General features: G+C 68.4%; 20 protein-coding genes. 3 read left to right on the top strand and 17 right to left on the bottom strand.

The features are described from left to right. Window positions 1–16 precede the first annotated feature (16 nt). From OHA34_RS14145 to OHA34_RS14135, 3 genes are all read right to left on the bottom strand, one after another. Complete coding sequence (locus OHA34_RS14145) at window positions 17–4,258, bottom strand: nSTAND1 domain-containing NTPase (RefSeq protein WP_329521864.1); 4,242 nt, start codon at window positions 4,256–4,258, stop codon at window positions 17–19. Between the two features lie 454 nt (window positions 4,259–4,712). Then, on the bottom strand, window positions 4,713–7,811 hold the full coding sequence (locus OHA34_RS14140) for a lantibiotic dehydratase (RefSeq protein ID WP_329521863.1): 3,099 nt from the start codon (window positions 7,809–7,811) through the stop codon (window positions 4,713–4,715). A 98-nt stretch (window positions 7,812–7,909) separates the two neighbouring features. Then, on the bottom strand, window positions 7,910–8,059 hold the full coding sequence (locus tag OHA34_RS14135) for an FxLD family lanthipeptide (protein ID WP_329521862.1): 150 nt from the start codon (window positions 8,057–8,059) through the stop codon (window positions 7,910–7,912). Window positions 8,060–8,267: 208 nt separating this feature from the next. Here OHA34_RS14135 and OHA34_RS14130 point away from each other — a divergent pair, with 208 nt between their 5' ends. Further along, window positions 8,268–9,056: a DUF6879 family protein gene (locus tag OHA34_RS14130; protein ID WP_329521861.1), complete on the top strand. Its 789-nt coding sequence runs from the start codon at window positions 8,268–8,270 to the stop codon at window positions 9,054–9,056. A 12-nt stretch (window positions 9,057–9,068) separates the two neighbouring features. On the opposite strand, the gene OHA34_RS14125 is transcribed toward OHA34_RS14130, so the two are convergent. The 13 genes from OHA34_RS14125 to OHA34_RS14065 all read right to left on the bottom strand — a co-directional run bounded on the left by OHA34_RS14125 (window position 9,069) and on the right by OHA34_RS14065 (window position 21,563). After that, window positions 9,069–9,944, bottom strand: coding sequence for a helix-turn-helix domain-containing protein (locus tag OHA34_RS14125; protein ID WP_329521860.1), 876 nt, complete (start codon window positions 9,942–9,944; stop codon window positions 9,069–9,071). A 490-nt stretch (window positions 9,945–10,434) separates the two neighbouring features. Further along, on the bottom strand, window positions 10,435–11,235 hold the full coding sequence (locus OHA34_RS14120) for an NYN domain-containing protein (protein WP_329521859.1): 801 nt from the start codon (window positions 11,233–11,235) through the stop codon (window positions 10,435–10,437). A gap of 541 nt (window positions 11,236–11,776) precedes the next feature. Continuing rightward, window positions 11,777–14,518 carry a BTAD domain-containing putative transcriptional regulator gene (locus tag OHA34_RS14115; protein WP_329521858.1) on the bottom strand — a complete coding sequence of 914 codons (2,742 nt, stop codon included), beginning with the start codon at window positions 14,516–14,518 and terminating at the stop codon, window positions 11,777–11,779. Further along, complete coding sequence (locus tag OHA34_RS14110; protein ID WP_329521857.1) at window positions 14,515–14,904, bottom strand: pilus assembly protein TadG-related protein; 390 nt, start codon at window positions 14,902–14,904, stop codon at window positions 14,515–14,517. The genes OHA34_RS14115 and OHA34_RS14110 overlap by 4 nt, the downstream gene beginning before the upstream one ends. A gap of 68 nt (window positions 14,905–14,972) precedes the next feature. Further along, complete coding sequence (locus tag OHA34_RS14105; RefSeq protein ID WP_329521856.1) at window positions 14,973–15,362, bottom strand: hypothetical protein; 390 nt, start codon at window positions 15,360–15,362, stop codon at window positions 14,973–14,975. 92 nt (window positions 15,363–15,454) lie between these two features. Then, window positions 15,455–15,853, bottom strand: a complete 399-nt coding sequence (locus OHA34_RS14100; protein ID WP_329521855.1) for a pilus assembly protein — start codon at window positions 15,851–15,853, stop codon at window positions 15,455–15,457. Next, on the bottom strand, window positions 15,850–16,074 hold the full coding sequence (locus OHA34_RS14095) for a hypothetical protein (RefSeq protein WP_329521854.1): 225 nt from the start codon (window positions 16,072–16,074) through the stop codon (window positions 15,850–15,852). The genes OHA34_RS14100 and OHA34_RS14095 overlap by 4 nt, the downstream gene beginning before the upstream one ends. A 31-nt stretch (window positions 16,075–16,105) precedes the next feature. Then, window positions 16,106–17,002 (bottom strand): hypothetical protein, encoded by an 897-nt coding sequence (locus OHA34_RS14090; RefSeq protein WP_329521853.1) that lies wholly within the window; start codon window positions 17,000–17,002, stop codon window positions 16,106–16,108. Beyond that, the gene (locus tag OHA34_RS14085) at window positions 16,999–17,880 is read right to left on the bottom strand and encodes a type II secretion system F family protein (RefSeq protein ID WP_329521852.1); all 882 of its coding nucleotides are present in this window, start codon (window positions 17,878–17,880) and stop codon (window positions 16,999–17,001) included. The genes OHA34_RS14090 and OHA34_RS14085 overlap by 4 nt, the downstream gene beginning before the upstream one ends. Next, window positions 17,880–19,232 carry a CpaF family protein gene (locus OHA34_RS14080; RefSeq protein WP_329521851.1) on the bottom strand — a complete coding sequence of 451 codons (1,353 nt, stop codon included), beginning with the start codon at window positions 19,230–19,232 and terminating at the stop codon, window positions 17,880–17,882. Before OHA34_RS14080 ends, OHA34_RS14085 begins: the two co-directional genes overlap by 1 nt. Before the next feature lie 29 nt (window positions 19,233–19,261). Then, a complete protein-coding gene (locus OHA34_RS14075; RefSeq protein WP_329521850.1) occupies window positions 19,262–20,077 on the bottom strand; it encodes a hypothetical protein in 816 nt (271 codons plus the stop codon). After that, complete coding sequence (locus OHA34_RS14070) at window positions 20,074–20,775, bottom strand: SAF domain-containing protein (RefSeq protein ID WP_329521849.1); 702 nt, start codon at window positions 20,773–20,775, stop codon at window positions 20,074–20,076. The genes OHA34_RS14075 and OHA34_RS14070 overlap by 4 nt, the downstream gene beginning before the upstream one ends. Further along, window positions 20,772–21,563 carry a hypothetical protein gene (locus OHA34_RS14065; RefSeq protein WP_329521848.1) on the bottom strand — a complete coding sequence of 264 codons (792 nt, stop codon included), beginning with the start codon at window positions 21,561–21,563 and terminating at the stop codon, window positions 20,772–20,774. The genes OHA34_RS14070 and OHA34_RS14065 overlap by 4 nt, the downstream gene beginning before the upstream one ends. Window positions 21,564–21,901: 338 nt before the next feature. Here OHA34_RS14065 and OHA34_RS14060 point away from each other — a divergent pair, with 338 nt between their 5' ends. After that, on the top strand, window positions 21,902–22,192 hold the full coding sequence (locus tag OHA34_RS14060; RefSeq protein WP_329521847.1) for a hypothetical protein: 291 nt from the start codon (window positions 21,902–21,904) through the stop codon (window positions 22,190–22,192). 162 nt (window positions 22,193–22,354) lie between these two features. Here the strand turns inward: OHA34_RS14060 and OHA34_RS14055 are convergent, their stop codons facing one another. Beyond that, entirely contained in the window at window positions 22,355–23,137 is a 783-nt protein-coding gene (locus tag OHA34_RS14055) for a hypothetical protein (protein WP_329521846.1), read from the bottom strand. Window positions 23,138–24,128: 991 nt separating this feature from the next. Here OHA34_RS14055 and OHA34_RS14050 point away from each other — a divergent pair. Next, window positions 24,129–26,345, top strand: a complete 2,217-nt coding sequence (locus OHA34_RS14050; protein ID WP_329521845.1) for an NACHT domain-containing protein — start codon at window positions 24,129–24,131, stop codon at window positions 26,343–26,345. The last annotated feature ends 19 nt before the right edge of the window (window positions 26,346–26,364 follow it).

Below are 26,364 nucleotides of genomic sequence, written 5' to 3'. Positions count from 1 at the left end.
TTCTCGTTTGCCCAGGTCAGGTGCAGGGGGGCTGTGCCGGGGTTCCGTCTGGCAGCAGTTCACGCTCGGCGGTGGTGTAGTCGCGGTCCGCGACTTTGCACAGGGCACGGAACTGAGCCTCGGGACGCAGGTCGAAGGTCCGACGTCGCAAGGTGAAGGACCCCTGCACCCCTCCGAGGAGCACCTCCAGGCGGTTCTCCTGTACGAAAGCCTCCGCCCCGTCGGGGACGTGCAGCGTGGTGGAGTTCTCGGCGTCGGTAAGGTCGTGGATCGTCACCTGGCCTTCCTTGTAGGTGAGGACCTTGTCCCCGGCGCCGACGCCGATCATGTACCCGTCCGAGGAGCTGGTCGCGCTACCGGGCAGCTGCTTGCCCCGGTCGACGTCCCACACCCGGACCTTCCTGCCGCTGGTCTGGACGGCCAGACGGGAACCGCGCTCGTCGAAGACGAGAGGACCGGCCGACGGGTCGTCGCTGCTGACGAACGGCGCTGAGATCGGAAGTCCTGACAGGGTCGCGATGTGCCGGGGGGCTCGAAGGTCCCACAGCAGGATGTCGCCGAACGCGGCGCCGCGCCGAGTTACTGCCGCGACCTGCCCGGGGTGGTGCGGACGGGGAACGAGCCGGCCCTCGGTAAAGATGTCGTCGAGGGTGCCCGTACCAGACCGGTCGGGGTCGGGGTGGGCGGGGATCGGCCTCGTCAGGAGGGCCCCGTTGGCTGCGTCGACGCGGGCGAGGCGTCCGTCGATCGTCAGCAGGGCCATCTCGCTGCCGCCCAGGGCGGCGACTTCCTCCACCTCGCCGCCCTGGTCGTGTTCTTCCTTCTCCGCCGCCTTCGCCCCAGGCAGCGCACCGTCGAGAGGCACCTTGTCCTTCAGACTTCCCGCCGGGTACGCGGCGAGCAGGTTGCCCCCCCTGCTCCACACCACGACCCGTCGTGAATCCGCGGTCCAGGAGAGCGTCCAGGACGGCGCGTCGTCGATGAACGGAAGCGGCACGGACTGCCGCCGGGCGCCGGACGCGTCGACGACCTGCAGGCTGCGCTGGTCCGCGATGGCCATGAAGCGCCGGTCCGGGGACACGCTGGAGGCCGCGTCGCTGTCCGTGGCGCGGAATTGTTTACGGTCGTACCGCTCGGCGCGCACGACCATGAGCGCGGTACCAAGTGGCGCCAGGACGACCACCTCGCCGTCATTGCGGGGCACCACCGCGAAGCCCGCGCCGGAGAGGCCCGTGTCGCGGGCGCTGGGAATGCGGGCGATATGGGCTTGCCCGGTGCTGAGGTCGGTGAGAATCGGCTCGTCGTAGAGTCCCTCATCGGTGCCGTTCGAGGAGTCGTCCGACGATATGTGGAAACGCTGGGTGCTGTCCGTGGACCCGATGACGTCGACGTCGGGCAGTTCGGCGCGACGGCCGGGGGCGGCTCCGAGGGGCTGTGAGTACGAGTCGTCACCGTCCTGACGGATGAGGAGTTCACCACCGGCCCTCAACCGGATGCCTGAGCTCAAGTTATTGTCAACGGTGGCGGTGTAGCGAAGCCGAGACGTGTGGAGGTCTCTGATCTCGATCCGCAAGTCCTCCACGCCGGCGGTGTAGCCGATGGTCGCGACGGAATCCGGGTCGGAGGTGAACGCCGCCTGCTGCACTCCTCTCTCGGGGACGAGCCCGTCGGGTACGTGGATGGGAGTATCCGACTCGGTCTCCCATGCCTCGGCGAACGGGGGCGGGCACTTGGGGAGGGGGGAGCATCTGCCCGAGGGCTTCACGGTCAGCAGGAGCCGCTTGCTGTCGCTGCTGAAATCGAGAGTGATGTTGACCCCTCCGGCCGTCGGGTGGGCTATGGACAGCGGCTCGGGGCGGAGGGAATCGTCCAGTCGCCACAGGAGCACGGCATCGGACGAGCTGGAAGCGGCGAAGAAGCGGCCGTCGGGGCTCAGGGCCAGTTCGTGGACCAGTCCTTTGGGAACGCCGCTCAGCTCCCGTGCGCGGGGCGTGCTGCTCAGGGCGTCGGTGACCACGGTGTACCTGGGGTTGTCGCTGTTTCGCGTCGATGTGACTACCAGTACGCGGCCGTCCGGGGTGGACGTCATGTCCGTGGCGCGCCCCTTCCAGACCGATGGGTGGCTGGCCAGCAGGTGCTGTCCGCGGACGTACTGGCTCTGCAGGGTCTGGCGGGTCGTGGCAGTCGGCCGGGCGTTGTAGGCGGCCAGCGCGAGTTGCAGTGCCGTGGCGGGATCATCCGGCGGGCGCGCCTCGGAGGCCTGAGCGAGGAGGCCCGCGGCCTGGAAGCGGAGCTGCTGTTCGGCACGCTGCAGGCCGCGCCAGGTGGAGATCGCCAGGACGACGGAGAGCACCGTGAGCACGGCGAGCACTCCCTCCGCGCCCCTGCGTACGCGAATCCTGCGCCGGGAGTGGCGGTGGCTCAACTGAATGTAGGCGTGCTCCTCCGCGGAGACGTCCTGGCTGTGTCCCTTGAGCTTGAGGTCCGCCTCGGCCAGGTCCGCGCCGCTGAGCAGACGCGCGGGATCGCTCTTCCGCGCCTGCCAACGGGCCATATCAGCGCGCAGCTGCTCCTGCCAGGCACGGAAGTCCCGGGACTCCACGAGCCAGGTCCGAAGGAGCGGCCAGAGTTCGGTCAGTGCTTCGTGTGCCAGGTCGACGATCTCCTCCTGTCCGGATTCCCCCGGTGCGTGCGAGAGGACGAGGAGTCTCCCCGATCGGGTCAGCTCGCGGACGAGTGCGAGGAGTTCCGGGGCGAGATCGGTGGTGCGGGCAGGTCTGCGGACGAAGGTGTCGCCGCCACCTGGCCGCGCCAGCTGCGCGAACAACCGGGGAGCAAGCTCTTGCTGCTCCCGTGTCAACTTGGCGTGGACGCTGTCCGCATGTCCGACCAGGGCCCCTGCTATGCCTCCGAATGCGTCGTAGGCGGCATGGGTGAGCATCGAGTTGCTGCGCTGGTGCCACAACTCGGTCAGGGCGAACTGGACCAGCGGCATCCGCCCGGGCTCGTCGCCCGCGTCCGCGACGATCCTCTCGGGCAGGCCCGGCTCGAACCACAGCCCCGGAACGGCGTCGACGGGAGCGGTCACCGCGCGCTTCAAGTCGTCGTCGCTCAGCGGTGCGAGGAACTGCACGGCATCACTGACGACGTCGGACATATCGACCGTCACCAGTGCGTCGAGGGAGTCGGGACGCGCCGTGGCGACGACCCGCAGGGCTGCCGCACCGCGTCGGCCGGCGAGGACGGAGAGCATGCGGAACATCTCGCGTGCTTCGCCCGGCACGGCGCGTGCGTACTCTTCGAGCTGGTCCACGAAGAGCACGTGCCCGGCACTCGGGCCGCGGTCCAGGATCCGGTCCCGCAGCGCCGGCAGGACGTCCGGGCCGTCGGCGAGGAGCCAGGCCAGTTCCTCGGTCCTGACGAGGTGTTCGATCTCGCTGAGCCCCGGTTCAAGGACATCGGTCAGCACGTGAGCGAGAACGGAGGTCGCCCGGGCGCCCGGGACGGGACGCAACTCGGACACGCCAGCACCCTGGTCCCGTAACCGGGGCAGCACCCCGGCCCCCACCAGGGAGGACTTCCCGCATCCTGAGGGCCCGACCACCAGTACCAACGGCCTCTGGTCAAGAGCCTCCAGCACCCGGGTGGTGTCGGCGTCACGACCGTGGAAGAACTGCGACTGTTCCTCGGTGAAGGGCTCCAGTCCCTGGAATGGGCAAGGTGCCGGCATGATGTGATCATCGATCAGATCGGCCGACGGCAGCAAATAGGCGGTACTCGCCCCTCGGTGCACGGCGACGGTCATGCCGACGACCCCGCCCTGGGCGTCGTCCCACACCGGGGACCCGCTGAATCCTTCCGTGACGCGGGGCCCGGGCAGGTGTGCCTCCATCTGCAGGAGCCCCGCAGCCATGCCAGCGCGCAGGGTGCCACGCACCCAGACTCCGTGATCCGCACCATCCGGGTGTCCGAACGCACGGAACGGGTGCTCCCAGACTTCGGTGCCGTCGACGAGCCCCACCGGCCTTGCGCCCTCGACGGGCCGCTCAAGCCGCAGCAGCGCGACATCGGCTCCCCCATGGCGCCAGGAGACCACCCTCGCCCGCGCGGAGGGACGGGCGGACAGGAGCGGGAAGTCGAGGTTCACCGACCCGCCGGGCGCCTCGTCCACGGGCGCCGGGAGATCGAGGGCCTCTTCGACGACGTGCGCGCAGGTACACACCAGGTCCGCGGCAACCAGGAATCCGGCACCGGCCACGTCTCCGTCGACCGAGAATATCCGCACCTGCGAGGTCCCCAGAACGTCACTCCGAAACTCCGCGGCCATGGCGCTGCTCCCTTCCCGTCCGGATGACGTACCCACGATCCGCCGCCACCACTGGAAAGACAACTTGCCGCGCTGGTACCACTGTTGGTGTCAGGGGGCACACGTCGAACGCCGAGGCGTGCCGAGGCTGTCGGTGCCGGTGCGAGCGCGCCGCAGGGTTCGGCAGGCCCACGGGAACCGGTCGCGACAGATGCGGCGCCCGATGGCCGCCACATCTGTCGAAGCCTTCTACCCGCTCGACGGCGATGTGGGCCGAGCCCGTCGACTCCGTCGACTCGGGCTTCGTTACGACCGCAGGCGGCTGACCAAGTGGTCGCCGCGTTCCTCGACGACCTGGAACAACGCGGGCTTTCGAAGACCGCATCCTTGGCCCTGGGCACCCGGTCTACGACCTGACGGAATTGCTCGATCGCGGGCATGTGTCCGCCGGGACCACCAGCCTCGCCCGAATCAGACACATCCCTGTGCTGGCCGGAGTTCTTAGCCCGTGCAACTCCCTCTCGGGCCAGGTCATCGGTAGAGGCCAGCGAGTTGTGTCAACAACCCGTAGCCGGTTCCTGTAGCGGGCCAGCGCTCGATCGCGCTCGGACCAGGCGGCCAAGACGGCGTTGGCGCCGGGAACCGCGCGAAGTGCAGCCCAATCGCCTGTCGGGTCAGCCATGCGGACCGCCTCATTGTGTACCGGCCGCTCCAGGGGCCGGGCAGCGTTGACCTTCCCGTTCCGGATCAGCCAGTCCATGCCGCACTGCGTGCCGCCGGTGAAGGCGGCCGCGATCGAGACGAAGTTTGCTGCGGCCAGGGCCTGCGGGTGGGGTCCAGCCGCCTGCGCGAACTGCGCGGCGAGTGCACGAGAGTCGGCGGCGAAGACCTCCTCGGCCGCCTCCATCACCACCCCAGAACCCCAGCGACCGGTCTCGGGGTAGGAGGTGGCGAACTGGACTTCGCTGAGCAGTCCTTCGCGTCGCAGCAGTGCAGCCCAGGAGCTGACGCGGCTGGCGGCGGTTCCGAACTGGGCGGGATCGTCGAGTACGACTCGCAACCGTAGGTGCGCGTGCGGGTCGCGGTAGCGCAGGAACCACCAACGGGGCGGGACATCCCACCGCGCGAGCAGGTCCGGTAGATAGCCGCCGAGGATCTCCGGGTGCCGTTCGCTACTGCTGTAGAGCTTGACCAGCATCATCCGGGATGCCCCCGGCAGTTGCCCGTGATCAGGGCTCAGCGGTTGGGTGGCCGGGACTCGCGGTGCTGCTGCCCGGTTCTGGGCTCCGACGGCAGTCATGGGCGCGACGATTTCGTGGGCGTGGCCGCCGAACCAGTCGTTCCCGGTGGCTGCTTCGGCCAAGACAGCGACGCCGGCCGAGTTCAGGTGCGCACGCAGCACCGCCAGGTGCGCGGTCTCGGACAGGTCCAGCGGCAGCAGCCGGTCCCCCTCGGTGAGGGCAACGGCGTCCGGTACGCGGCGGCGGTCCTGCCATTGATGCACGCCGTCCTGCCACCGTGTCCACGGTGCATGGCAGTCGGGTAGTTCCGAGCGGCGCAGGCGCCAGCGAGCCGGGGAAAGAACCGTGCGGCTGATCCGAAGTCGTGGCACGAACGGCATTCGCCCGGCTGGTCCCCAGGAGAAGTTGGACACGACCGCGGACTGGGACCTGGCGATCTCGGCGAGGAACCGCGCCAGCGGAGGGGTGTGCGCCTGCAGATCGAGCGCATGGAGCGAGACCGGTTCCAGCCGCTGCTTGCGCGACAGCGAGACCAAGTAGAGGCGGCGCCGGTCGCAGCCCACCGCGAGATCGTCCACCCCGATCACCGAGGGCCCTGCCGGACGGTGCTCGGCGAGACTGATCGTGGCCGCCAGGAGCTCCGGCGCCCGCGTCACATGAGCGTCGCCAGGGTCGAGCGGAGGGAAGGACAGTTGCACCGCCCTCGTGCCGGACTCGCCTACCGGAAGCTGATCGAGCACTGCGGCTGCGCTGACCTGGTCGCCAGGGCTCAGTAGGCCGACGAACCGGCTGGTCGTGGTACCGATGCCACGAGAAGGGCCCACTACCGTGAGCTGGAAGTCCCCGCGAGCCAATGCCTCCAGAGAGGCCGCCTGGAGGTGGAAACGTAGCTCAAGGTGCGGCGGCGCCAGCATCTGATTCCTGTCCCCGGCTTTCAGCTCACCGATCAGGTCCTCATCCAGCACGATCTCCTGGCGGCCATCCAGGGCCGCTGCCTGGGCCAAAGCAAGTAGCCGCAGCTGCCGGACGGTCACCGGCTCGCGCGGTTCTGGCTCCCCGCCCAGGTAGCCGGCCGGAAACCCCAGACCGATATCGGGATCCACCAGCTCCCGGACCGGCACGAGTGAACCGAGCCCGTAGCGCTCGAAGAAACGGTTGTGGAAGCTCCGCCAGCCGGGTGAACCTGACGGGAACTCAGTCAGGCGCGCCAGCGTCGACGTAGCCGCTTCGGCCTCCCGGGCGACCTGGGTCGGCAGGATCAGCGAGCAATCGACCCGCATGTCCACCACCACCGCTGAGCCCGACACCCTTGCCAGCCGCGCCATACGTTCCCCGAGGGCGGTCCGAATTTTCCGGCGAACCGCAGAGAGCGCCAGCCGGTTGTGCTCGACAAGGCCTGCGTGGATCTCGCGCAGCTGGTCCACGAGATCCACGGTCTGCTGCAATTCCCCGGCCTCGGCCTTCTCCAACTGCTCCACCACATGATCCAAAGGATCCAGGGTGGTGGAAGCAGCATGCAGACTGCTGATGAGAGCACCTCGATCCACCAGACTGGCGATCAGCTCCTCGACCTTGAACCGCGATGTGGCCGGGAACGCGGCCGCTACCGCGTCTGCCACTTCGCCAAACGGGACCGGAGCACGAGCCGTCTCCATCGCGATCCGCACGGCGGAGGTGTGTCGCAGCGATGCTTCTGCCACAGAGCGTCGACCCGCGTGCCGCCCGGGTGGGTAAGGCACGACCAGCCTGCCGCCCCGCACGAACACCAGAGAATTGGTCATCAGCGGCAGGCGCCGCAACAGGTCCGGGCAGCCCTCCAGCCGTGCGATGACCTCGCTGATCCAGCTCGCGCCGGCCGTTGCGCGGACCTGATGGTTCTCACCCCACTTGACCACGGGCTGGCCATCGAAGCTCGCCGGGACGACTCCGGCGAACAGGCCGAAGGGCGTTGCCCTGCCCGTCATCCGCAGCACGTATCGCACGACCGACAGCACCGTGCGCCGCACCCTCCGAACGTCCGTGGTCGTGGTCGAACACACCACTGCCACTTCCCGGGCCAGCACCGGACTGGCTTGCTCGATGGCCTCGGCAACCTCCTCCAGCGCCCAGACCGCCCGCAGCCACGTACGCCATCCGGCGACGTGTTCAGGTGTGTCGCCGGTGAGGTCCGGCCACACCGGCAGCTTCAACGCCGAGTGCGGAGCAGCACGAACCATCGCCGTATCAGCGCAGCGGTACAGGAGCTCGCTTTTTCTCGTTGCCATCGGCTCGCCTTCGGGGAAGCGTTCGCTCGGGTTCCGGCCCGCGCGGACAACCCTCCACGGCATGGGCCGGAACCCGGGCGTTCAACGTCAGAACTCGGTCAGACGACGTTGGTCGCGCATGGGCTGTCGCACGTGCTGCCGCACCCGTCGTCGGTGAGCACGATCAGATCGGCGGCCGCGTCGCCGGACTCCAGAACACTGATGTCCAGGTCGAACTCGGCGGCCTCTACGGACTCTCGGATGGTCATCGGCCTTCCACGCCCCTTCCGGAGCCCATCGGCTCCTCGCTGTTGGCTGAGCGGCTATCGCAAGGAGATTCGCTGACAGCTCTCGTGAGCGCCAGGAAGTTCACACACATTCACACCCATGCACCCTCCGGGAGGCTTGACCGCCTGCCGGGGCGGCGGTCAGGGTCAGAGGGCCAGGTGAAGCGAACGTTAAGCCGGGAGCCCATTCATGCCTGAACCAACCCAAACGCCCAACAATCCGCCCTCCGGTGACGTCGACTTCGTCGGGATCGACGACGACTCACCCGCCAACAAATGCCCGGCCGTACTCGTAGTCCCCGGTACCGGTGACGTCCTTCAGGTCGGCCGCCGGGTCACCGACCCCGCCACCCTCGCCCAGTTGGGCAAGCACACCTCGATCGCTGACGACGAGGTCGCGATCTGGACTCCGGCGAACCTCAAACCGAGCGTGCTCAAAGCCCTCACCGGCGACTACGAGCCGGGGCAGGATGGCCCTGGCGAGCCGACCTTCGAAGAACTACTGGACGGAACCGAACGATCCGTCGTCCACCTGGAGGCCCGCGACACCTATGAGCCGACCGACCCCGCCTTCGTGAAATGGCAACAGGACGGCGACACCACCTACGAATGGGACAGCTGGATCGACCTGGTCGGCAACGCCGTCACCCGCGGAGTCCGGTTCCGCCGCCTGCGGATCGTGTCCGAGCCGGTCAGCGACTACATCCGCTGGGAACACGCCATCAGCTACGGCAACCTCAAGGCCGGAGAGGAACTGCGGTGGCTGCCCCGCCACATGGCCTACGACCTGCCGCACCCCGTCGCCGACTTCTTCATGTACGACCAGCGCCTCATCGCCTACAACTTCACCGCTGGCGACGGCACCGACACCGGCCGGATGGAGTACGTGGCCGACCCCCGCAAGATCCTGCCCATCGTCGGCATGTTCGAGATGCTGTGGGAGCGCGGCATCCCGCACGATGACTACACGCCATCCTGACCGTTCAGCCGTTCAGCCGTTCAGCCGGTCGAGCGCGGCGCGGATCCGCCTCGTCGCCGCCTCACCGGTCTCCGCCAGCCCCCACAACCGCTCCCACGTGGCCACGTACAGCGCGACCTCCGACGGCTGCGTCACCGACAGATAGCCCGACACCAGCTCCACGGACACCAGATGACCGTCAGTGATGTCGAACGCCTCCTCCGGGTGAACGCCTCGCCGGTCGGCGCTGGCAGGGATGATCCCCAGGAAGACGTTCGGCCGCCGCCGCACCTCCAGCAGGTGCCGCAGCTGATCGCGGTGCACTTCGGCTGAATACGGCCAGTACCACAGCACCGGCTCCTCCAGCAGGAAGAACCAGCGGGCGTCCGGCCGGCTGAGCAGCCGCTGCCGATCCATCCGTTCGGCGACCGCCGACTCGACCTCGCCGTCCGGGTCGGTGGTCTGCACCGCCTGCTCAACGATCACCCCGGTCAGCGCCGCGCGGGTGTAGGCCCGGGTCTGCACCATGCCGGGAAACACCTTCGGCTGGTACGACCGGGCCAGCACCAACTCCTCGTACTGCTGCCGGATCGATCTTTGCGCCGCCAGCAGGCCACCGCGGTTGAGCTGCTCGTACGGGATCCACATCCCCGCGACGGCCGCCTGCTCGGCAAGCAATTCCTCGGTCCGGCGCTCGGAGGCTCCGCAGACCGAACACCACAACCGCACATGCTCGGCCGAGATCGTCCGGTGCCCCTTTTCGATCATGGACACCTGAGACGCGGACTTCCACCCTGCCGACGATGCGAAAGCCCGGCCCGAGATGCTCCTGGCCTGGCGCAGGTCCCGGAGCTTACCCCCCAAGCGTTCGCGCGCCGCCTGAGCGGAAGACGATGGTGACGGCGGCATAGTGTCCCATCATGCCCCTGCTCGATCCGGTGAGCGCGAGACCGTCACCAAGATTCACACCCTTGAGGAGGAAGGCCACGCCCAACAGTCGGGAGCCCCGACCTCGTGGTCCACGCTGGCACTGCCAACGGAATCGGCATTCGACGGAGCCGTACGCCGCCTCACCGCGGCCGGTCTGCATCTCTCTCTCCGGCTCCTGGAGGTTGAGGGTGAGGCCCCGGACCGGCCCGAACACCAGGAGAGCGAGGCTCGCGGCGGCGATCACTGCCGCGCATAGGGCCTGCACACCGGCGGGGCTCATCGCAGCCAGCATCGGGCCGACCGGGGTGAACGCCGCTGGAACGAGGGCGATCTGGGCGGTGTAGGTGTAGGTGGCGACTCTGCCTTGGAGGCCGGCGGGGACGTGGTCTTGGGGCGCGGTTCGCCAGGACACGGCTGACAACGCGCACCGTCCTCTGACAGGGTGACGCTGGATCACCGCGAGCCTGCTTCAGGCGTCGCCTTGTTCGGTACCAGCGGCACCGTCGGTACCGGTTCCCGCTCGGGCTTTGTCGCGGGCGTAGAGGACGGCGGGTTTTCCGTCGGCCGGCGCGCGGCGCTTCAGCTCGAATGCGGTAGTGGCGGCGATGAGGTCGCTGAGTTTGGTGTAGCCGTAGGTGCGGGCGTCGAAGTCAGGGCGTTGCTTGGTGATGATGTTGCCGACGTCGGCCAGGCGTGCCCAGCCGTCGTCGTCGGAGGCAGCCTCCACGGCACGGCGAAGCAGGTCGACCAGGGCGGCGTCGTGCGGGTCGGCCGCGGGAAGCCGGGGGGTGGGCTTGGCCGTGGCCGGAGTAGTGGCTCCCTTGAGGTTCTCGATGTAGATGAACTTGTCGCAGGCCGCGACGAACGGCTTGGGGGTCTTGTGCTCGCCGAACCCGTACACGATCAGGCCGGATTCGCGGATACGGGACGCCAGGCGGGTGAAGTCGCTGTCGCTGGAGACGATGCAGAACCCGTCGAAGCGTCCCGTGTACAGCAGGTCCATCGCGTCGATGACCATCGCAGCATCGGTGGCGTTCTTGCCGATGGTGTAGGCGAACTGCTGCATCGGCTGGATGGACTGGGCGAGCAGTCGGTCCTTCCAGCCCTTCAGGTGCGTGCCGGTCCAGTCGCCGTAGGCGCGCTTGACGTGTGCGGTTCCGTACTTGGCGACCTCAGCCAGCAGTTCTTCCACGACCGAGGGCTTGGCGTTGTCGGCGTCGATCAGCACCGCCAGCTTGGCAGCGCTTGCAACGGCGTTCTCGTCGGTCATGGCTGCTTCTCCAAAAAGGGTGATCGGGACTAACAGCGCCCCGGACGGTGGTGCAGGTGGTGTCTGCGAGCTCAGCGTGGAAGTGGTCTGGACGATGCGATGAATGGTGGAGTGACCGACGCCGTACTCGGTCGCAAGGCCGGCTCGGGGGACCTTGTCGGGCGGATGGAGCCCTGCGCGGGTGCGGAGAGCTTGGGTTGTTTGCCCTTGAGCATGCCCCGGAGTCTGGCCAGTTCCATAACCTGTCGGACGGCAATGACAACTCATCGAACCCCGTGACACCAACCTGTCGCGCAACAAGTGTTGGGACCAACGGCGGGCAGAGCCGGGACTGCCCTGTTACGCGTCGCTTCCGCAGCTGATCGGGGGACGGGCGAGTCAGAAGGGGGTCTCGCGAGCAGCGCCGACAACGCGTCGTACGACAGCGCCTCCACCGTGGGCGCGGCTCGGCCGCTGGGCCGGTAAATGTCTGCTCCGGCACGCTGACGCCTCAGGAAGCCCGTCCGGGTCGAACGCCCTGCGCCGGGGGGCAGGCAGCGTCTTAATCTTCTCCGGGGCGTCCGGGGCGTCCGGGGCGTCCGGGGCGCTGGAGGTCTTGGAGGAGTTGGTGGGTTTGGTCGTCGGGTTCGGTGTCGAGGTCGTTGAGGCGGATGGTGAGGAGGCGGTAGGTGCGGTGGGCGGCGTCGGGGTGGCCGAGGCGGGTTTGGAGTTGTATGAGGGTGCGGTAGAGGGGTTCGGCGTAGGGGTCGTGGTGGATGGCGTGTTCGAGGGCGGTGAGGGCTTGGTCGGGGTGGTGTTGTTGGAGGTGTTGGGCGAGGTGGGTGAGGGTGTCAGTAACGGTGCGGCGTAGGTGTTCGCGGTGGCTCTCGGCCCAGTGGTGGGTGAGGTCGCTGGCGAAGTCTGCGGCGTAGAGGTCGGTGAGGTGTTGAAGTGCGTGGGTGCGTTGGGTGTCGGTGGTGGCTTGGCGGGCTTGGGTGAGGGTGGTGGCGAGGTGCCAGAGGTCGACGTCGATGAGGTGGGGGTCGAGGTGGTAGCGGTCTGTGGTGCGGATGATGAACATGGGCTCGCGTAGTTGGGTGGTGGCGCGCAGGGTTTTGCGGATGTTGCCGATGGCGGTGTTGAAGGCGGTGGTGGTGCTGTGGGGGGTGTGGTCGGGCCATAGGGCGGTGGTGATCTGGTCGCGGGTGGCGCCGTGGGGGTGCAGGGCGAGGTAGGCGAGCAGGTCACGGGCGGCGCGGCGCAGGCCGGTGTTGATGGGGCCATCGACGGTGTGGAGACGGACGGGACCGAGCAGTTGTAGCTGGACGGGGTATGTGTGGTCTTCGCCGGACGGACGAGGTGGTGGGACGAGTCCGGGCGCGGGGACGGTGTCGGTGGTGGGTGGCGGCGTGGTGGAGGGTTCGCGGGCGGGTGCGCCGGTGGCGGTGTGGATGGTGTGGAGCATGGCGGCGGCGTCGTCGGTGGTCAGGTGGAACAGGAGCGCGCCGGTGAGAGTGGCGCTGTGGGGCCCTTCGGCGGTGGTCACGGCTCCGTGCCGGTTGATGTGGAGGCTGGTTCCGGCCGGGCTGGGGCCGAGGAACAGTCCGCCGATGCCGTAGCGGCTGCCCAGTTGGATGATGGTTTGGAGTACGCCGTTGGGTTGTTCGGGTGCCGAGGTGATGAGGAGGAGCGTGGGGAGGGGCTCGGCCGGGTCGTCGGCGCGCAGGCTGGGAAGGTCGGGTTGGTCGGCGGTTTCCAGGAGCCAGGCGCGGTGGATGATCTCGGTTTCCATATACGTGATGGCTGCGCTGAGGGTGGGGGTGAGCGTGAGGCCGGGCAGTGCGGCGGCCAGCTCGATGAGGTCGATGTCGGGGCTGGGGAACAGGGCTCTGGCGTCGGACTCGGGGATGATGAGTTCGGCGCGGTCTCGGTGTGCTCGGGCCAGGAGTTCGGTGGCGATGGCGCGGGCGGTGGCGGGTGCGCCGTCGCCGGACAGGCCAAGGTCGAGTCCGGGGAGCGGGAGAGCGATCGAGTGGCGATCGCGGGTGCCGACGGTGAGTTGATCGGGCGCCGAGGCGGTTTGGTCGTGGGCGATGAGGTTGGCGTCAGTGGGGATCGGTTCGTCGCGGTTGGCGTAGGTGTCCAGGTGTGCTTTGTGGGCCTGGGCGACGGGTGCTGGTGGTGCCGGTTCGGGTGTGGTCGAGGCTGCTGATGTGCCGGGGCCAGGGCGGTGTCGTCGGCGACGGTGCAGGCGGGTGGCGGCCAGGGCGATGCTGAGGGCTGCGGCCAGGCCGAGGCCGATGCGGCTGCCGGTGGGCAGCGTGACGGCGAACGGCGCGTCGTCCTCCTCGGATGCTCGCGGTGTCGGCGGCGCGGACGAGTGCGGCACGTGCTCGTGTGCTGGCGGAGCCGGCGCAACGGCGGGAGGTCGTGGGGCTTCACCCCCGCGTGGAGTGGCCTGTGCTGGACGGTGTTGGGCGGGAGGTCGAGTGGTGTCGCCGTGGTCGGGTTCCGGTGCCGGGTTGCGAGCTGGGGGCGGCGTGCTCGGAGTCGGTGAGGAGCGGACGTGTTGGTTGTGGATCTGGGGTAGGCGTACTCGTTGGCCGGGGTGGATCTGGTCGGGGCGGGTGAGCGGTGGTGTTCCCTCGGGCTGGTGGATGTTGCGGCTGGCGTTGAAGATCTTGAGGTAGAGCGCGCCGGAGCCGTAGCGGCGGCGGGCGATGCTCCACAGGGTGTCGCCCCGTTCGATTACGCGAGTTCTCCAGCCTTGCCGCGGGTGCTCTGCTTGGTGGGGTGAGGACGTCGGGAGGGCGGCTGGAGACGGAGCGGTGTGGTGCGCAGTGGTCATGCTCGGCCGTGGCTCGTGCGGGTGGGCGTCGGCCGTGGCGGTGGTGACTGCGGCGGTGGCGGTCGGGCCGGTGAAGGTGGCGGCTGTGCTGAAAGTGAGGGTGACCATGGCGACCAGGTCACGGGCCAGCAGTTGCATGGGACGGGCCGGACGCGGCAGGGACGGTGCAGAACGTCCCGCCAGATAGCCGATCGCTTCGGAACCGGTGGCGGCCACGAAAAGGCACCAGGAGGCCCAGCCGATCAGCCGTACGGCGCCGAGGAACAGCTGGTTGTCGGTGTCGGGGCGCATCAGCGTCGCGGTGACCTGCGACCAGTCCGGCAGGTCGTCCGGGACGGGTGAGCCGCCGACCGCATACAGCCCGATCGGGACTCCGGCCAGCAGCGCGCCCAGGACGAGCAGGGCTCCGAGTCCTCGCAGGATCTCGGCTGGACGGGGCCGCGTGGAGTGCTTCATGGCTGGTGGGGTCCTTCCACTCCGGTGTTCAGGTTCGCGGTCGCGTCGGCGTCGGCGTGCAGGGTGGAGATCCCGATCACGGGCAGGAACAGCGCGGGCCGGGTGATGGCGACACGCACTCGGATGGCCTGAGCCCCGGCCGGGGTCACCGTGCCGGTGTAGCCGGCGGCCCGCAGATAGCTGCGGGCGGCGCGGATCGCGGCGGCACGGTCGACGGTGAACCCGCCTCGGGCGTAGGCGTGGTCGAGGTCGACTTGCCCGGCACCGGCACGCGCGGCTTCTTGGGCGGCGGTGCCGGCGTCCTGGCGGGCTTCGAGTTTTTGCTCGAAGTCGACGACGGCGCCGAAGAACACCACCACGACCAGCGTGATGATGACGGCGAACACGCTGAGGCTTCCCCGGTCCGACTCGCCGTCACATCCCAGCAGGCGTCTTGGTGTGCGCTTCACGGTGATCAGCGGCCTCGGTAGGGATCGATGGGAGAACGGTGGGTCTTGGTGACGGTGCGGGCGCCGGGCATGCCCGGAAGCGCGATGTCGGCGAGCTGGACCCGGCAGGTGACCTGGGCGGTGACGATCGCGTTCTGGCCGGTGGGACGGGCGTATCCGGACAGGTCGAGCTTGACGTCGGGCGCGCAGTGCAGCCCCCGTTCGTGCAGGGTCGCCAGCGCGCTGGAGGTCGCTTCGGTGCGGGCTTGGGCGGCGGTGCGGACGATGGAGGCGCGGCGGGCGGCGTCGGCGGCGGCCTGGGACACGACCGCGCCGCCATGCTGGATGCGCATCGCGATCAGCAGCGCGGCCAGGAAGGTGATGAACAGCGGCGCGAGGACGGCGACCTCGACCACCGCGTTCCCCGCGTCCCTGGGCTGGCGTGACCGAGCAGGGCGGCGTGCCATCCGCACCGAAGGCCTCACCGGGCGCGTAATAGTCCGGGGTGTCATGGCGGCGGCCCCGGGGTGGTGAAGCGTTCGCGGGCGCCGCGGGCGGTGCGCGCGACGCCGATGTGCACGCCCGGCAGGACTGACGGCGCGCTCCCCGCCACCCGCACCATGACTGTCGTGGTGCCGGTCACGGTGATCGTCGGTGATTGCAGCACCGGCTCTCGGCGGGCGAAGCGTCCGGCGGCGGCGTGGCCTTGGGCGAACGTGCCTTGGCGGGCGCGGGCGGCGCGAAGTCCTTCCTCGGCGGCCGACAGGGCGACGTCGCGCGCGACCGACACCATCACGGCCTGCACCAGCGTCAGGAACAGCAGACCGACCGCCGGGAAGACGATGGCGACGGCGACGGTGGCCGACCCTTGATCTCGGCGGCGCCTGGTGGGTTCCGGCCGGGTCATGGTCCAGTGGCTCCGGGGATCTTTGCCATCCAGTCGTGAACCTTCCCGGCGACCGCGAGGTAGACGGTGAAGGCCAGCCCGGCGAAGCCCGCCACGATGACGATCGTCTCCACCACCCCCGAGCCCCGCTCCGGGCTCTCACGCAATGCCTCGGCGATGCGTTCGCGATGGTTCATCACGGCGACCGCGACCCGCGTCGCCGCAGCGTTGAAGGTGTTCATGATCCCCCCGAATCATTGGTTGATGTGCAGGTCACCCGGATCCCAGGAGCTTGGAGAAGAACGGGAAGCCGACCAGGATGACGAAGCCGAGCATGAGCAGGGAGGTGGGAACCCACATCGCGGTGGTGCGGGAGTTGGCCTCGGATCGCGCGGCGGCGGACGCCTCGTGCCGCATCGAGCTGATCTTGGCGACCAGGACGTCGTGCATCTTGGCGCCCTCGCCTCCCGCGATCTCGGCCGTGTGAGCCAGGTCGATCAGATCGCGGACATCGATGTCGGCCCCCAGCGCGGCCAGCGCGCGCCAGGGCTGCTGCTGTGCGTGCCGCGCCCGGGTCAGGGCCTGGTGGACGCGTTGGAAGGGCCACCCGTCGGTGATCTTCGCCGGTTCCTCCAGCGCGGCGTTCAACGCGGCACCGGCCTCGCGTTCCAGCACGACCAACTGCAAGTAGGAGGTGAACGCGTACCGGAAATCACGGCGCCGCTGCCGGGCCTGCGAGCGCACGTTCCAATCGGGGACCAACGACAGCACCCCGGCCAGGACCACGCCGGCGAGCATCGGCAGCGCCCAAGGCGGAGAGCCTCCCGCCAAGGCGACCATGCCGGCGAAGACGGAGGGGGCGGCAAGCCCGGTGAGGAACAGAGCCAGCTTGTCCAGCATGAACCGCTCGACCGGACGCCCCAGCAGTGCCAGATCGGCCCGAGGGACGGCGAGCATTCCGGCCGGACGCGTGAGGCGTTCGGCCAGCCAACGCCCAAGACGATCACTCGCGGGCGTGCTATCGACCGGCGGCGGGCCGGACTGTAGCGGGGTGGCCCGGATGCGGGCCAACGCGGCGTCCAGACGCGGCGGCGCGGGCCGCAACTCGCGCGCGATCAGGATGAGTCCCAAAGCGGCGAAGCACCCGGCCAGGGCGACGATCGCAGTCACCGTCCCGCCCCCTTCTGGGCGGAGCTGACGCGGGTGGTGTGCAGGAACCGGGTTCCAGTGGACAGGACGGCCAGCCTCCGCATCCACCACAACCCCGCCGCGTAGATCCCGGCCACCACCGCCAGCACGCTCTGCCCCAAAGGTGTTCCGTACGGTGCCGCCAGCGTCTGAGACGAGGCGAACAACACGCTGAGAACACCGACGGACGCCACGATCACCAGCAGCGTGGTGCGCAGCCCGGCGCGTTCGGCCTCCACATCACGGCGCACGACCACCTCATGCTCCACCGCGCTGGACAGCAGACTCAACGCCTCGCGCGTGCCGGGACCGCGGCGGCGGGCGGCGAGGATCAGCGCGGAGGCGATCAGATCCCCGACCGGATCGTCCAACTCCTCGGCGAACCCCCGCAGGGCCTTCTCGGTGTTGGCGTGGTTGTTCAGCCGCTCGGCGAGCAACCCGACCGGCCCGGCGATCGCCTCAGGGGCGATGCGGGCGCTTCTGGCGAGTGCTTGTTCCAGGCCGCGGCTGGCGCCCATCGTCTCGGCCAACCTTCGCGCCCACTGCGCCAGCGCCTCCAACCGCGCGATCCGGCTCTGCGGCGCGCGCCCCGACAACATCGGCGGTACCGCGTACACCCCGGCTGCCACGGCCACCGCAGCGACCGGCCACCCCGACATCAGCAACACCGCCAGCCCGGCACCGACCCCGGCCAGCACCCGATTGCGTCGCCCCGGCCACGCGGGCGACCGCACCAACGCCTGCAATCGCGTCGGCGGACGCCCTTCCCGTGCCGTGGGCTCAACGCCCCGTACTCCGATCACCACGGCGGCGACGGCGCCGAACACGCACAGGCCGGCGAACCCGGCGAGCACCGCCATCACGACCAGCCCTCACTCACCGGGACCAGGTCCGCCTCGGGAGTCAGCAACGCGGGGTCGAACCCGTGCGCGGCCAACTCCTCCAGCAAGGCCGCACTGATGTGGCCGCCGCTCGGGGTGGCGCGCCCGTCGAGGCCGGGGCCGAAGATGTGGTTGCGCGTCGGCTCGGCCGAATCCGCCGGCGGCCCGACCTCCATCACCTGCGACACGAACCGCGTGTTGCTGGACGGGTCGCGCTGGAGATAGACGATGAGCGGCTCGGCCAGGCCGAACATCAGATGCAGATCCTCAGAGCTCAGCCCGAGATCGGCGCGGCGACCGAGCTGAACGACGCGGCTGAACACGTGCTCGGGCCGGTGAACGTGCAGCGTGCACATCGAGCCGCGCGCCCCGCTGTACATCACCTCCAGCATCGGCGCGAGCTCACCTTGCCGCGCCTCACCCACGATCACCCGGTCCGGGTTCAACCGCAGGCACGCAGGCACCAGATCCTGCAACCGCACCTGCCCGGCGCCCTCGGAGTTGGCCTGCCGCGCCTCCAACGCGACCACGTCATGATGGCGGTGCGCCAACCTAGGGTCGTCCAGGAACAACTCGAAGTCGCTCTCCAACGTGATGACCCGCTCGGTGGCGGGGATCTCGTTGGCCAGCGCCCGCACCAGAGTGGTCTTGCCGGTGTTGACCTCCCCGCACACGATCACGTTCCGCCGCGCCCGGACCGCTGCCCGCAGACAACTCTCCAGAGGGCCGGTCAACGTGCCCAGGGCGGTGAGCTGCCCCAAGGTGACATCGACCAGACGGTGCACGCGGATCGCCAGATGAGGGTGCCGCGACACCCACCCCACCACCGCCAGCCGCACCCCATCGGCCAACGCCACGTCCAGCAACGGGGACGCGTGGGAGAACTCTCGGCCGCTGTTGCCACGCCGCGCCAGCAGTTGAACCCACTCGATCAGGTCCTCGTCGGTCTCGGCGACCGGCGGGCCGGGCTCCTTGGACCCGTCGGTGTAGGTGATCCAGGTCTGCCGGCAGCCGTTGACGGCGATGTTCTCCACATCAGACCGTTCCAAGAACGGCTGCAACGGCCCCAATCCGAACCGGCGATCCAGCACCGCCTGCGCCACCCGCCGCTGCACTTCACCCGAGGGCGCCAGCCGTCCAGCCGTCATCTGCTCATGCGCCCACACCTGCACTTGGGCGTCGATCAACTGCCGCGCCCGCACCCGCCCCACGCCATCACCGAGCACGTCCACCAGCTCCGCCGACACCTCACGCACCGCCGACCACACGTCCACCGCACCGGCAGAGATGTCCGAACCGGCAGCAGAATCAGCGAAGGATGACCTGGTCACCGGATCAGTCGAGGCCCAGCCTGGGGCGTTCACCGGCGACCACCCGCCGCTGCAAAGACCGCCGCCCAGGACGCCTCGTCCCCGTTGACGCCCGCCGCTCCAGAGTCCGCTACGGCCTTGCGTAGACGCCGGCCCAGACCATCGAGCGAACGCACGAGCAACGAGGTCCGGAACGTCATCCGGGGCGGCGCTCCGTCCGAGAGCACCCGCGCTTCATTGGGCGAACACGGCAGCTCGGCGAGCACCGGTGCCTTCAGCACCCGTTCGATTTCCGACGCGGTATAGGTGCCGTCCGCGACCAGGCCCAGCGCGACCGTCACCCGATCCCCAACCACGTCTCGCAGGGACTCCAGCCGTGGCCCGGCCGCATCGATCTGGGCGAGCGTCGGTTTGAGAAGCATCACCACCGCGTCCGCGGCCTTCAGAAGGCCGAGCGGGGTCTCGACTCCGCCGATGCGTCCAAGGTCAGCGACGACGTCACCGTCTCGCGTCACCAACGCCTGCGCCAACGGTCCCCACAACGCGGCGAGCTGGGGCGCGTGCCGGGGATCGCGGATTCCATGCAGCAGCTCCACGCTCCCGTCTTCGACCATCGGGAGGACGTACTCCTGCACCGAGACGGGGGCGGTCGGGTCGGCCTGCACGGCCATCGCCAACCCCAGCACCCCCGGACCGGGTGGGCCGGCCAGCCGGTCGGTCATGAACCCGGGAAGCACACGCCGTCCCATCGGATCGCATTCGGCCAGCAACACCCGCCCCGGCCAGGACAACGCCATGCCCAGGGCGGTCGTCGACGCTCCCGGTGCCCCACCCGGCGATGTCACGCAGTACAGACCCACGATCAACCCCGCCTCTCCGTCACCACCAGCACAACCGAGCCGGCCGCGGCCTGGCGCGCCGCCATACTGCTGGCTGAATCGGCCATGAGCAGCGAGATCGTCATCGTTCCTTCCGTGTCAGGTCCGGTCACCTGGTCGACGACAGCGGGCACATCACGAGGCGCCACCTCCGGTGATCCGGCTCGTGGACCGCCGCCGGTGGCCTGGGTTTGTGACCCGGGGCTGAACACGACTCGTACGTGCCAGCCCGCCGCCAAGCCCGGTGGCAGCGCGCTCGGCTTGAGCGGCACCGTCACCAGCGCCTGCCCTGGCTGCGGGCTGACCCGTGCCGACAACTGGGTGGCCGCGAGCAACATGCCCTTCCGCAGCCCCACCGCGGCCCGCTGCCCGACGACCTCTTTCAACTGGCGTTCCGGGAGCATCGGAACTGTCGAGTCCACCGCCACCCGGGTCACGCCGAGATCGGTCCGCGAGATCTGCTGGCCCACCGCCACATCGCGCGCCAGCTTCACCACCAGAACCCGCTCGCCGGCGGAGCGGAACAGGTACACGTTCACCGAGACCGCGAGCGCTATCAGCATTCCTCCGGCGGCGATCCATCCAGGCCGCCGCTGCCGCGCCAGCCTCCTCGGCGAAGGGGCACCGGCCCCGCTCGCAGCCTTTGAGGCGAACGGCCTTGGCAGCGTCTTGCCGGTCGGGGTCATGTCGCTCCTCGCGTGTAGAGTCCTTGCGCCTCGGCGACTCGCACCGGGAAGGTCGTCGACCTGCCCAGCGGCGGCAACGCACCACCGGAACCGTCGGACCCCACCCAGGCCCCGCCCCACGTCACCATCACCCGCACCCGATAGGCGTGGTCAGGCTGATGCAGCGACGACCGCGTAAAGGTGTAGGAACAATCGGTCCGCTGGGAAGCCGCTGCCCGCGATGAGTCGTAGGCGGCACCGGGGCCTGCGCAACGAGATACCGGTTCTCCGCTGCCCGGATCGATCGTCATACTCTGCGGGCTTGCAGTCACCTGAACCCAGACCCCACCGGCCACAGCACGACCGGTCCGAGGCCGCCAGTTCGTCACCCAAAACCACTCGGGCAAGCCGACCAGACCGTCAGCCCGTCGAGGCGGAGCCGTTCGCACCACGGGTGAGGGAATCGGCAATTTCTTCCACTCCGTCGCAGCCAGCTCGGCTGGAGAAATCTTCGGTGCTTCTCCAGCGGGTTCAGAGAGCTTGCAGACCTGGGCGTCCCCCGGCACCGTCTCGCACTCGTGAGGCGCCAACTGCCCCGAATCATCAGATGGAAGCGGCTCATCATGAGGACCCGGATGAAGAGCACTGGGATTGCCCTTCTCTTCGGCACCGAATCCATAACCTTCCTTGTTGAGAGAAGGCGGGATGGGGTCGTGCGGCGGCGTGGCGGCCGCTGTCTGGGTGAGGATCGTGCCGCTGAACAGTGCGGCAGCGGAGACAACGTTCACCTCTTCAGCAGCCTTCGCCAAGGATGTTCATCTTGCTCACTCGCCATTGCCCGTCCGGTCCTCTCTTCAGAGAGGTTCTTATGCTCTCCTTCTCGACGCCGCGATTGTATTTCTGATGCGTTCTCGCATTCATCAATCCGGCCCCGCTCGAATCCTGGCAGTCGTGCACCGTCGCAGTATCGCCACTTACCTCTATCTTTTTGGTGTGGACGATACTGGTTCCGTAAGAGACCAGACCCTTTGACTGGTTCTTAATGCTGTGACTGACGACTCGTGAGAGTTGAGGGTCGATCATGTACGCGGACAACTGTTGCCTACGACTGTCCTGGGGCATGGAGTCGGCATGATCCAGTGCGCTGATGAAGTCCGTGTACGCGACCCTCACCTCCTCGCTACTGGAAGCGATCAAGGAGGGACTCGGGCTCGAACCGGTCGGCGTCGGAAGCGACACGGATGCCCTGTCGTCATTGCAGCCCGCCAGTGAAAGCGTGGCAGCTGAGACGCCGAAGAAGCACAGGCCGATGCCTGCCGTCGACCGCCGACCGATCCGACTCAAGTTCGCCTCCAGAGATCTTGATCACCAACAGGGTGGATCCCGCTTCGCTTCTCTGCGTGAAGCGGCTTCGCCTTGCGATGCTGTGCGATGGTAGATGCAAAGGAGGCGATTCACTTCACCTCTAGTCGTTGAGTAGGTAAATCCCCTGTACAGGCGCAGCCAGAAGCCTGTGACCTCTTGTCGTATACCCCCTAAGGGAAATTTGCGGTCGTTTGTCGCGTCGTATTCGATACCCGACTGGATGGCCTCTTTGGTCTTACCCTTCACAAGAGAGATCGCTGTGCATCGAGGAGAGGTCACCGTCTCGAATTGCGGCGACGAGGCGTGTCTCAGCCGCCTCTCGCTGCCTGTAGAGCTTGCTGGCTGGGACTCGCCGGTCTCGGGCGATGGCTTGCACGGACATCCCGTCCAGACGGGTTGAGATGATCAATTCGGCGGCGGCCGGAGTGATGATCTTCTTACGTGCGGCGTCCAAGAGCAGGGTGACCGGGTCGGCGCCCGAGGCGTCGGCGCGATCGGGTAGTTCCCAGGGGTCGCAGGGGACGAGAAAGGCTTCTCGCCCCCGAGCACGCAGCGCCCCCTTGCGGGCCCACAGCATCAGTCGAGCAGGGATGCGAGGACGACCGATATCGATCTGCGCGAGCTGCGCGACGAACTCTATGAGCAGCTCGGACACGATGTCGTCGGCAAACCGCGCCGGGCTCGAACGGAGGACTCGCGCCGCGGTGTTCTTCAGTCCGGGCATCGCGACGCCGACGCATCCCAGCACCCACGCCGGATCGCCCACCCGAGCCCGTCGCACGAGGTCCGCCCACGCCCCGTCCTTGAGATCGTCGTCCGCGGCCGGTCCCAGCAACAGCGTTCGCAGTTCCCCCAGGTCCACGGAGCGGGCGGGCAGCCCGTGCCCGACCGACCGGCCATCGATCGCAAGAGGGTTTGGCCCGGTGATCAGAAGCTGGAAGGAACGCTCGGCGACAGCCAGCGCGTTGCCCGGACGTGTGCTGCCGGCCACGCTGATCACGGTCTGCTGATTGGTCATGACGGCCCCCTGAAGGTCGTGACGGATTGACGCCGTCAGGTATCCGCCATGACGTAGGCACTTCATGAGCACCGGGTAGGCAGCCGACCTGCTCACGGTTGTGCTCAGGAGCTGCTCAAAACCGCGCTGACCTGCAAGGACATCGACTGGCACCGTGTCGTGCGCAGGGATGGCAAAGGCGAGGTGTGTGCCAATAACTCGCCTGACCTCGTGCTTCGCCCCGCCCAAAATTCCTGGGTATAGATCTCGTAACCGGAGCTCGGAGCAGGCGTGTGAGGCCGGTTCATCGACCGGTGCCCGCGGGCAGACGTCGACGAAGCGCGAGCCGCCACCTGAGCTGGGCGGGTTCGACCTGGTCTTCAGAGCAGAACCGGACCTGGATGGGCGAACCCTGAGCACTCACGAGCCCGTGCTGAGGTTCCCCCAGTAGTACGGCCACCTGGGGTGAGATGGGTCGCGAGCTGGCCGATCATGCGTGCCGGTTCCTGGCCCAGGTCGTGCGCACGAGTATCAGGGTGTGCCAGCGGCCGTCGACATCTGGATGGTGGTCAGCGCGCTCAGAGGATTCGGTGAATTCGGGGGTGACGGGTGACTACCCGGATTAAGGGGCTACCGACGAAACCCCTCTGAGCTGCAGCGTTCTGGGTAGCCAAGCACACCGTATTCCATGCTAGAGAAGATCATCTTCTACAGCCCCGCGGGCGCCCAGCGGGGAGCATGGAACCCACGAGCGCTATACGTGTTTGTTATGGGCCTCGGCGTCGTGGTCTCTTGCTCTGCTCGGGCCGGGTGAGGGCGAGCGAGGGAATTCGACGCGGCGGCATCACCGGAGACCGCCCCTCGCGTGTCCGTCGAACGACCGTTGGACGAACGCTCCTGCGGCGCCTCGGTGGGCTTGTCCGGGATTGGTGATTGGCGTGGCGCGGTTCCTGCAGTGGGGGCATGCTGCTGGGTTATGGATCAGCGTGGGCGGGGTCGTGTCTGGGTTGCGGTGAGCGCGGTGTTCCTGTTGATCGGGGTGGTTCTGCTGGTCAAGAGGCCGCCGAAGATCGGTGATGTCGATCCTCTGGGTGCGGTCATCGGGTCGATGGCGCTGGTGGTGGGGGTCTGGTCGGCGGTGTTGGCCAACCGGGCGTTGCGTTCGGGCGACACCGACAAGGTGGCCAGGGCCGCCGATCTCGCCGAGCTGGTAGAGAAGGCGGAGATCAAGCAGCGGAGACAGTTGATCCCTGATGCCCGGATGATCGATGTGGGTTTCGTTCTGGTGTCCAATCACGAGGTGGGCGGTGCTGCGAGTGCCGGGATGCTGACGAATGTGGCCGACTACTTCCGGGATCTTCGTCCGACACAGCGGCTGGTCATCACCGGTGCGCCGGGGGCGGGGAAGACCGTTTTGGTGATCAATTTGATCCTGCGCATGCTAGAGGAGCGCGAGCCCAATGCTCCGGTGCCGGTGCGGATTTCGGCCGCCGCGTGGGATCCGGGCATGGACGTGGAGGACCTGCTGGTCGGCCATCTGATGCAGACGTTCGGACTGCGGGAGGTCACGGCGCGGAAGTTGGTGGATGCCCGCCTGGTGCTTCCGGTCATCGACGGGCTCGATGAGATGGACCGCGCCGATGAGCCCGGCTACGACTCCGCCGCGCGCCGCGCCCTGGAGAAACTCAACCTCTACCAGAACAATCAGGGCAAGGCCAGCGTGATCCTGACCTGCCGCACCGGCCAGTACCAGGCCCTGACCCGCGGCCATGCCCAGGCCCGCGACGCCGTCCACGTCGACCTGGTCCCCGTCAGCCCCGCCCAAACCTCAAAGTTCATCACCGAGACCGTCGGCAACGGCCAGGTCCCGCGCTGGCAACCCATCCTGCGCGCCCTCGACCAGCCCGGCCACCCCCTGGCCCAGACCCTGACCACCCCCTGGCAGCTGACTCTCGCGATCACCGTCTACCAGGAGCTCTCCACCACCGGCGATTACGTCCGCGACCCCGCCGACCTCGCCGCATACGACGACCCCGCCGACATCCACCGCCACCTGCTGGAAAAGTTCATCCCCGCCTCCGTCGCCAACGCCACCCGCGCAGACCGCAACCCCCACCGCTACCGGCCCGACCAAGTCCACACATGGCTGACCGTCCTGGCCCGCTACCTCGACACCAACACCGACCGCCCCGCCTTCGCCGGCCGTGCCCTGTCCAGCACCGACATCGTCCTGCACGAACTCTGGCCCATCGCCCGAAACCGCCCCCGCGCCCTCACCGCCCTCCTCGCCACCCTCCTCACCGCCCTGCCGATCACCGCAGTACTGGCAGCTGTAGCAACGAGTGAAGGTAGATCGGCAACGGTCTGGTGCGGTGAAATCCTCGTTCTGCTCCCCGGGGCCATCGCATGGAGACACCCCTGGCCCGTGCCCGCGTACCTGGACCTCTCCCGCCTCAGAACACCCTCCGGCCGCCGAAGAACCCTCAAATGGATCGCGATCGGAATCACAGCCGGACCCGTGGCCGGGCTCACGTTCGGGCTCGCGGGCTGGTTCTCGAACGGGTTCGAGGACGGGCTCGTGTACGGGATCACCGGCGGGCTCGTATCCAGCCTTGTGGGCGCGTTCGTGGGCGGGTTCACGGGCGGGCTCACCTACGAACTCGACCCCTCCGACACCAGCACCACAACAAACCCCCGCAGCCTCATCCACAAAGACCTCACTAGATGGCTCATAGGCGGGCTCACGGGCGGGCTCGTGTTCGGGCTCGGGTCAGGGCTCGTGGGAGGGCTCACGTACGGGCTCAAATTCGGGCTCGCGGACGGGCTCAAATTCGGGCTCGCGGGCGGACTCACGTTCGGGCTCGCGGGCGGACTCACGGGCGCGCTCACGGTCGGACTCACAGGCGGACTCACGGGCGCGCTCACGTACGGGCTCGCGGGCGATCTCGGGTACAGGCTCACGGTCGGACTCACGGTCGGGCTCACGAGCGTGCTATGGGTTTGGGCTGCCAGTGGGTTCACGGTCAGGCCCGCCGGGCTGGCGGCGGTGCGCTACCTCGTGACGCTGGTCTGCATGAAGCGGCGTCTCCCGCTACGCCTGGGTCGTTTCCTGGACTGGTGCTACACCGACGCCGGACTGGTCCGGACCGCGGGCATCGCCTACCAGTTCCGCCACCGCGAACTCCAAAACCACCTGGCAGCACCCGAACGACAGAACAGCACGACCTGACACCCAGCACACCGACGAC

The sequence above is a fragment of the Spirillospora sp. NBC_01491 genome, assembly GCF_036227065.1.
Lineage (GTDB): Bacteria > Actinomycetota > Actinomycetes > Streptosporangiales > Streptosporangiaceae > Spirillospora > Spirillospora xylanilytica.
Note: the sequence above shows the minus strand (reverse complement) of the source record. Positions and strands in the feature narration are given on the sequence as shown.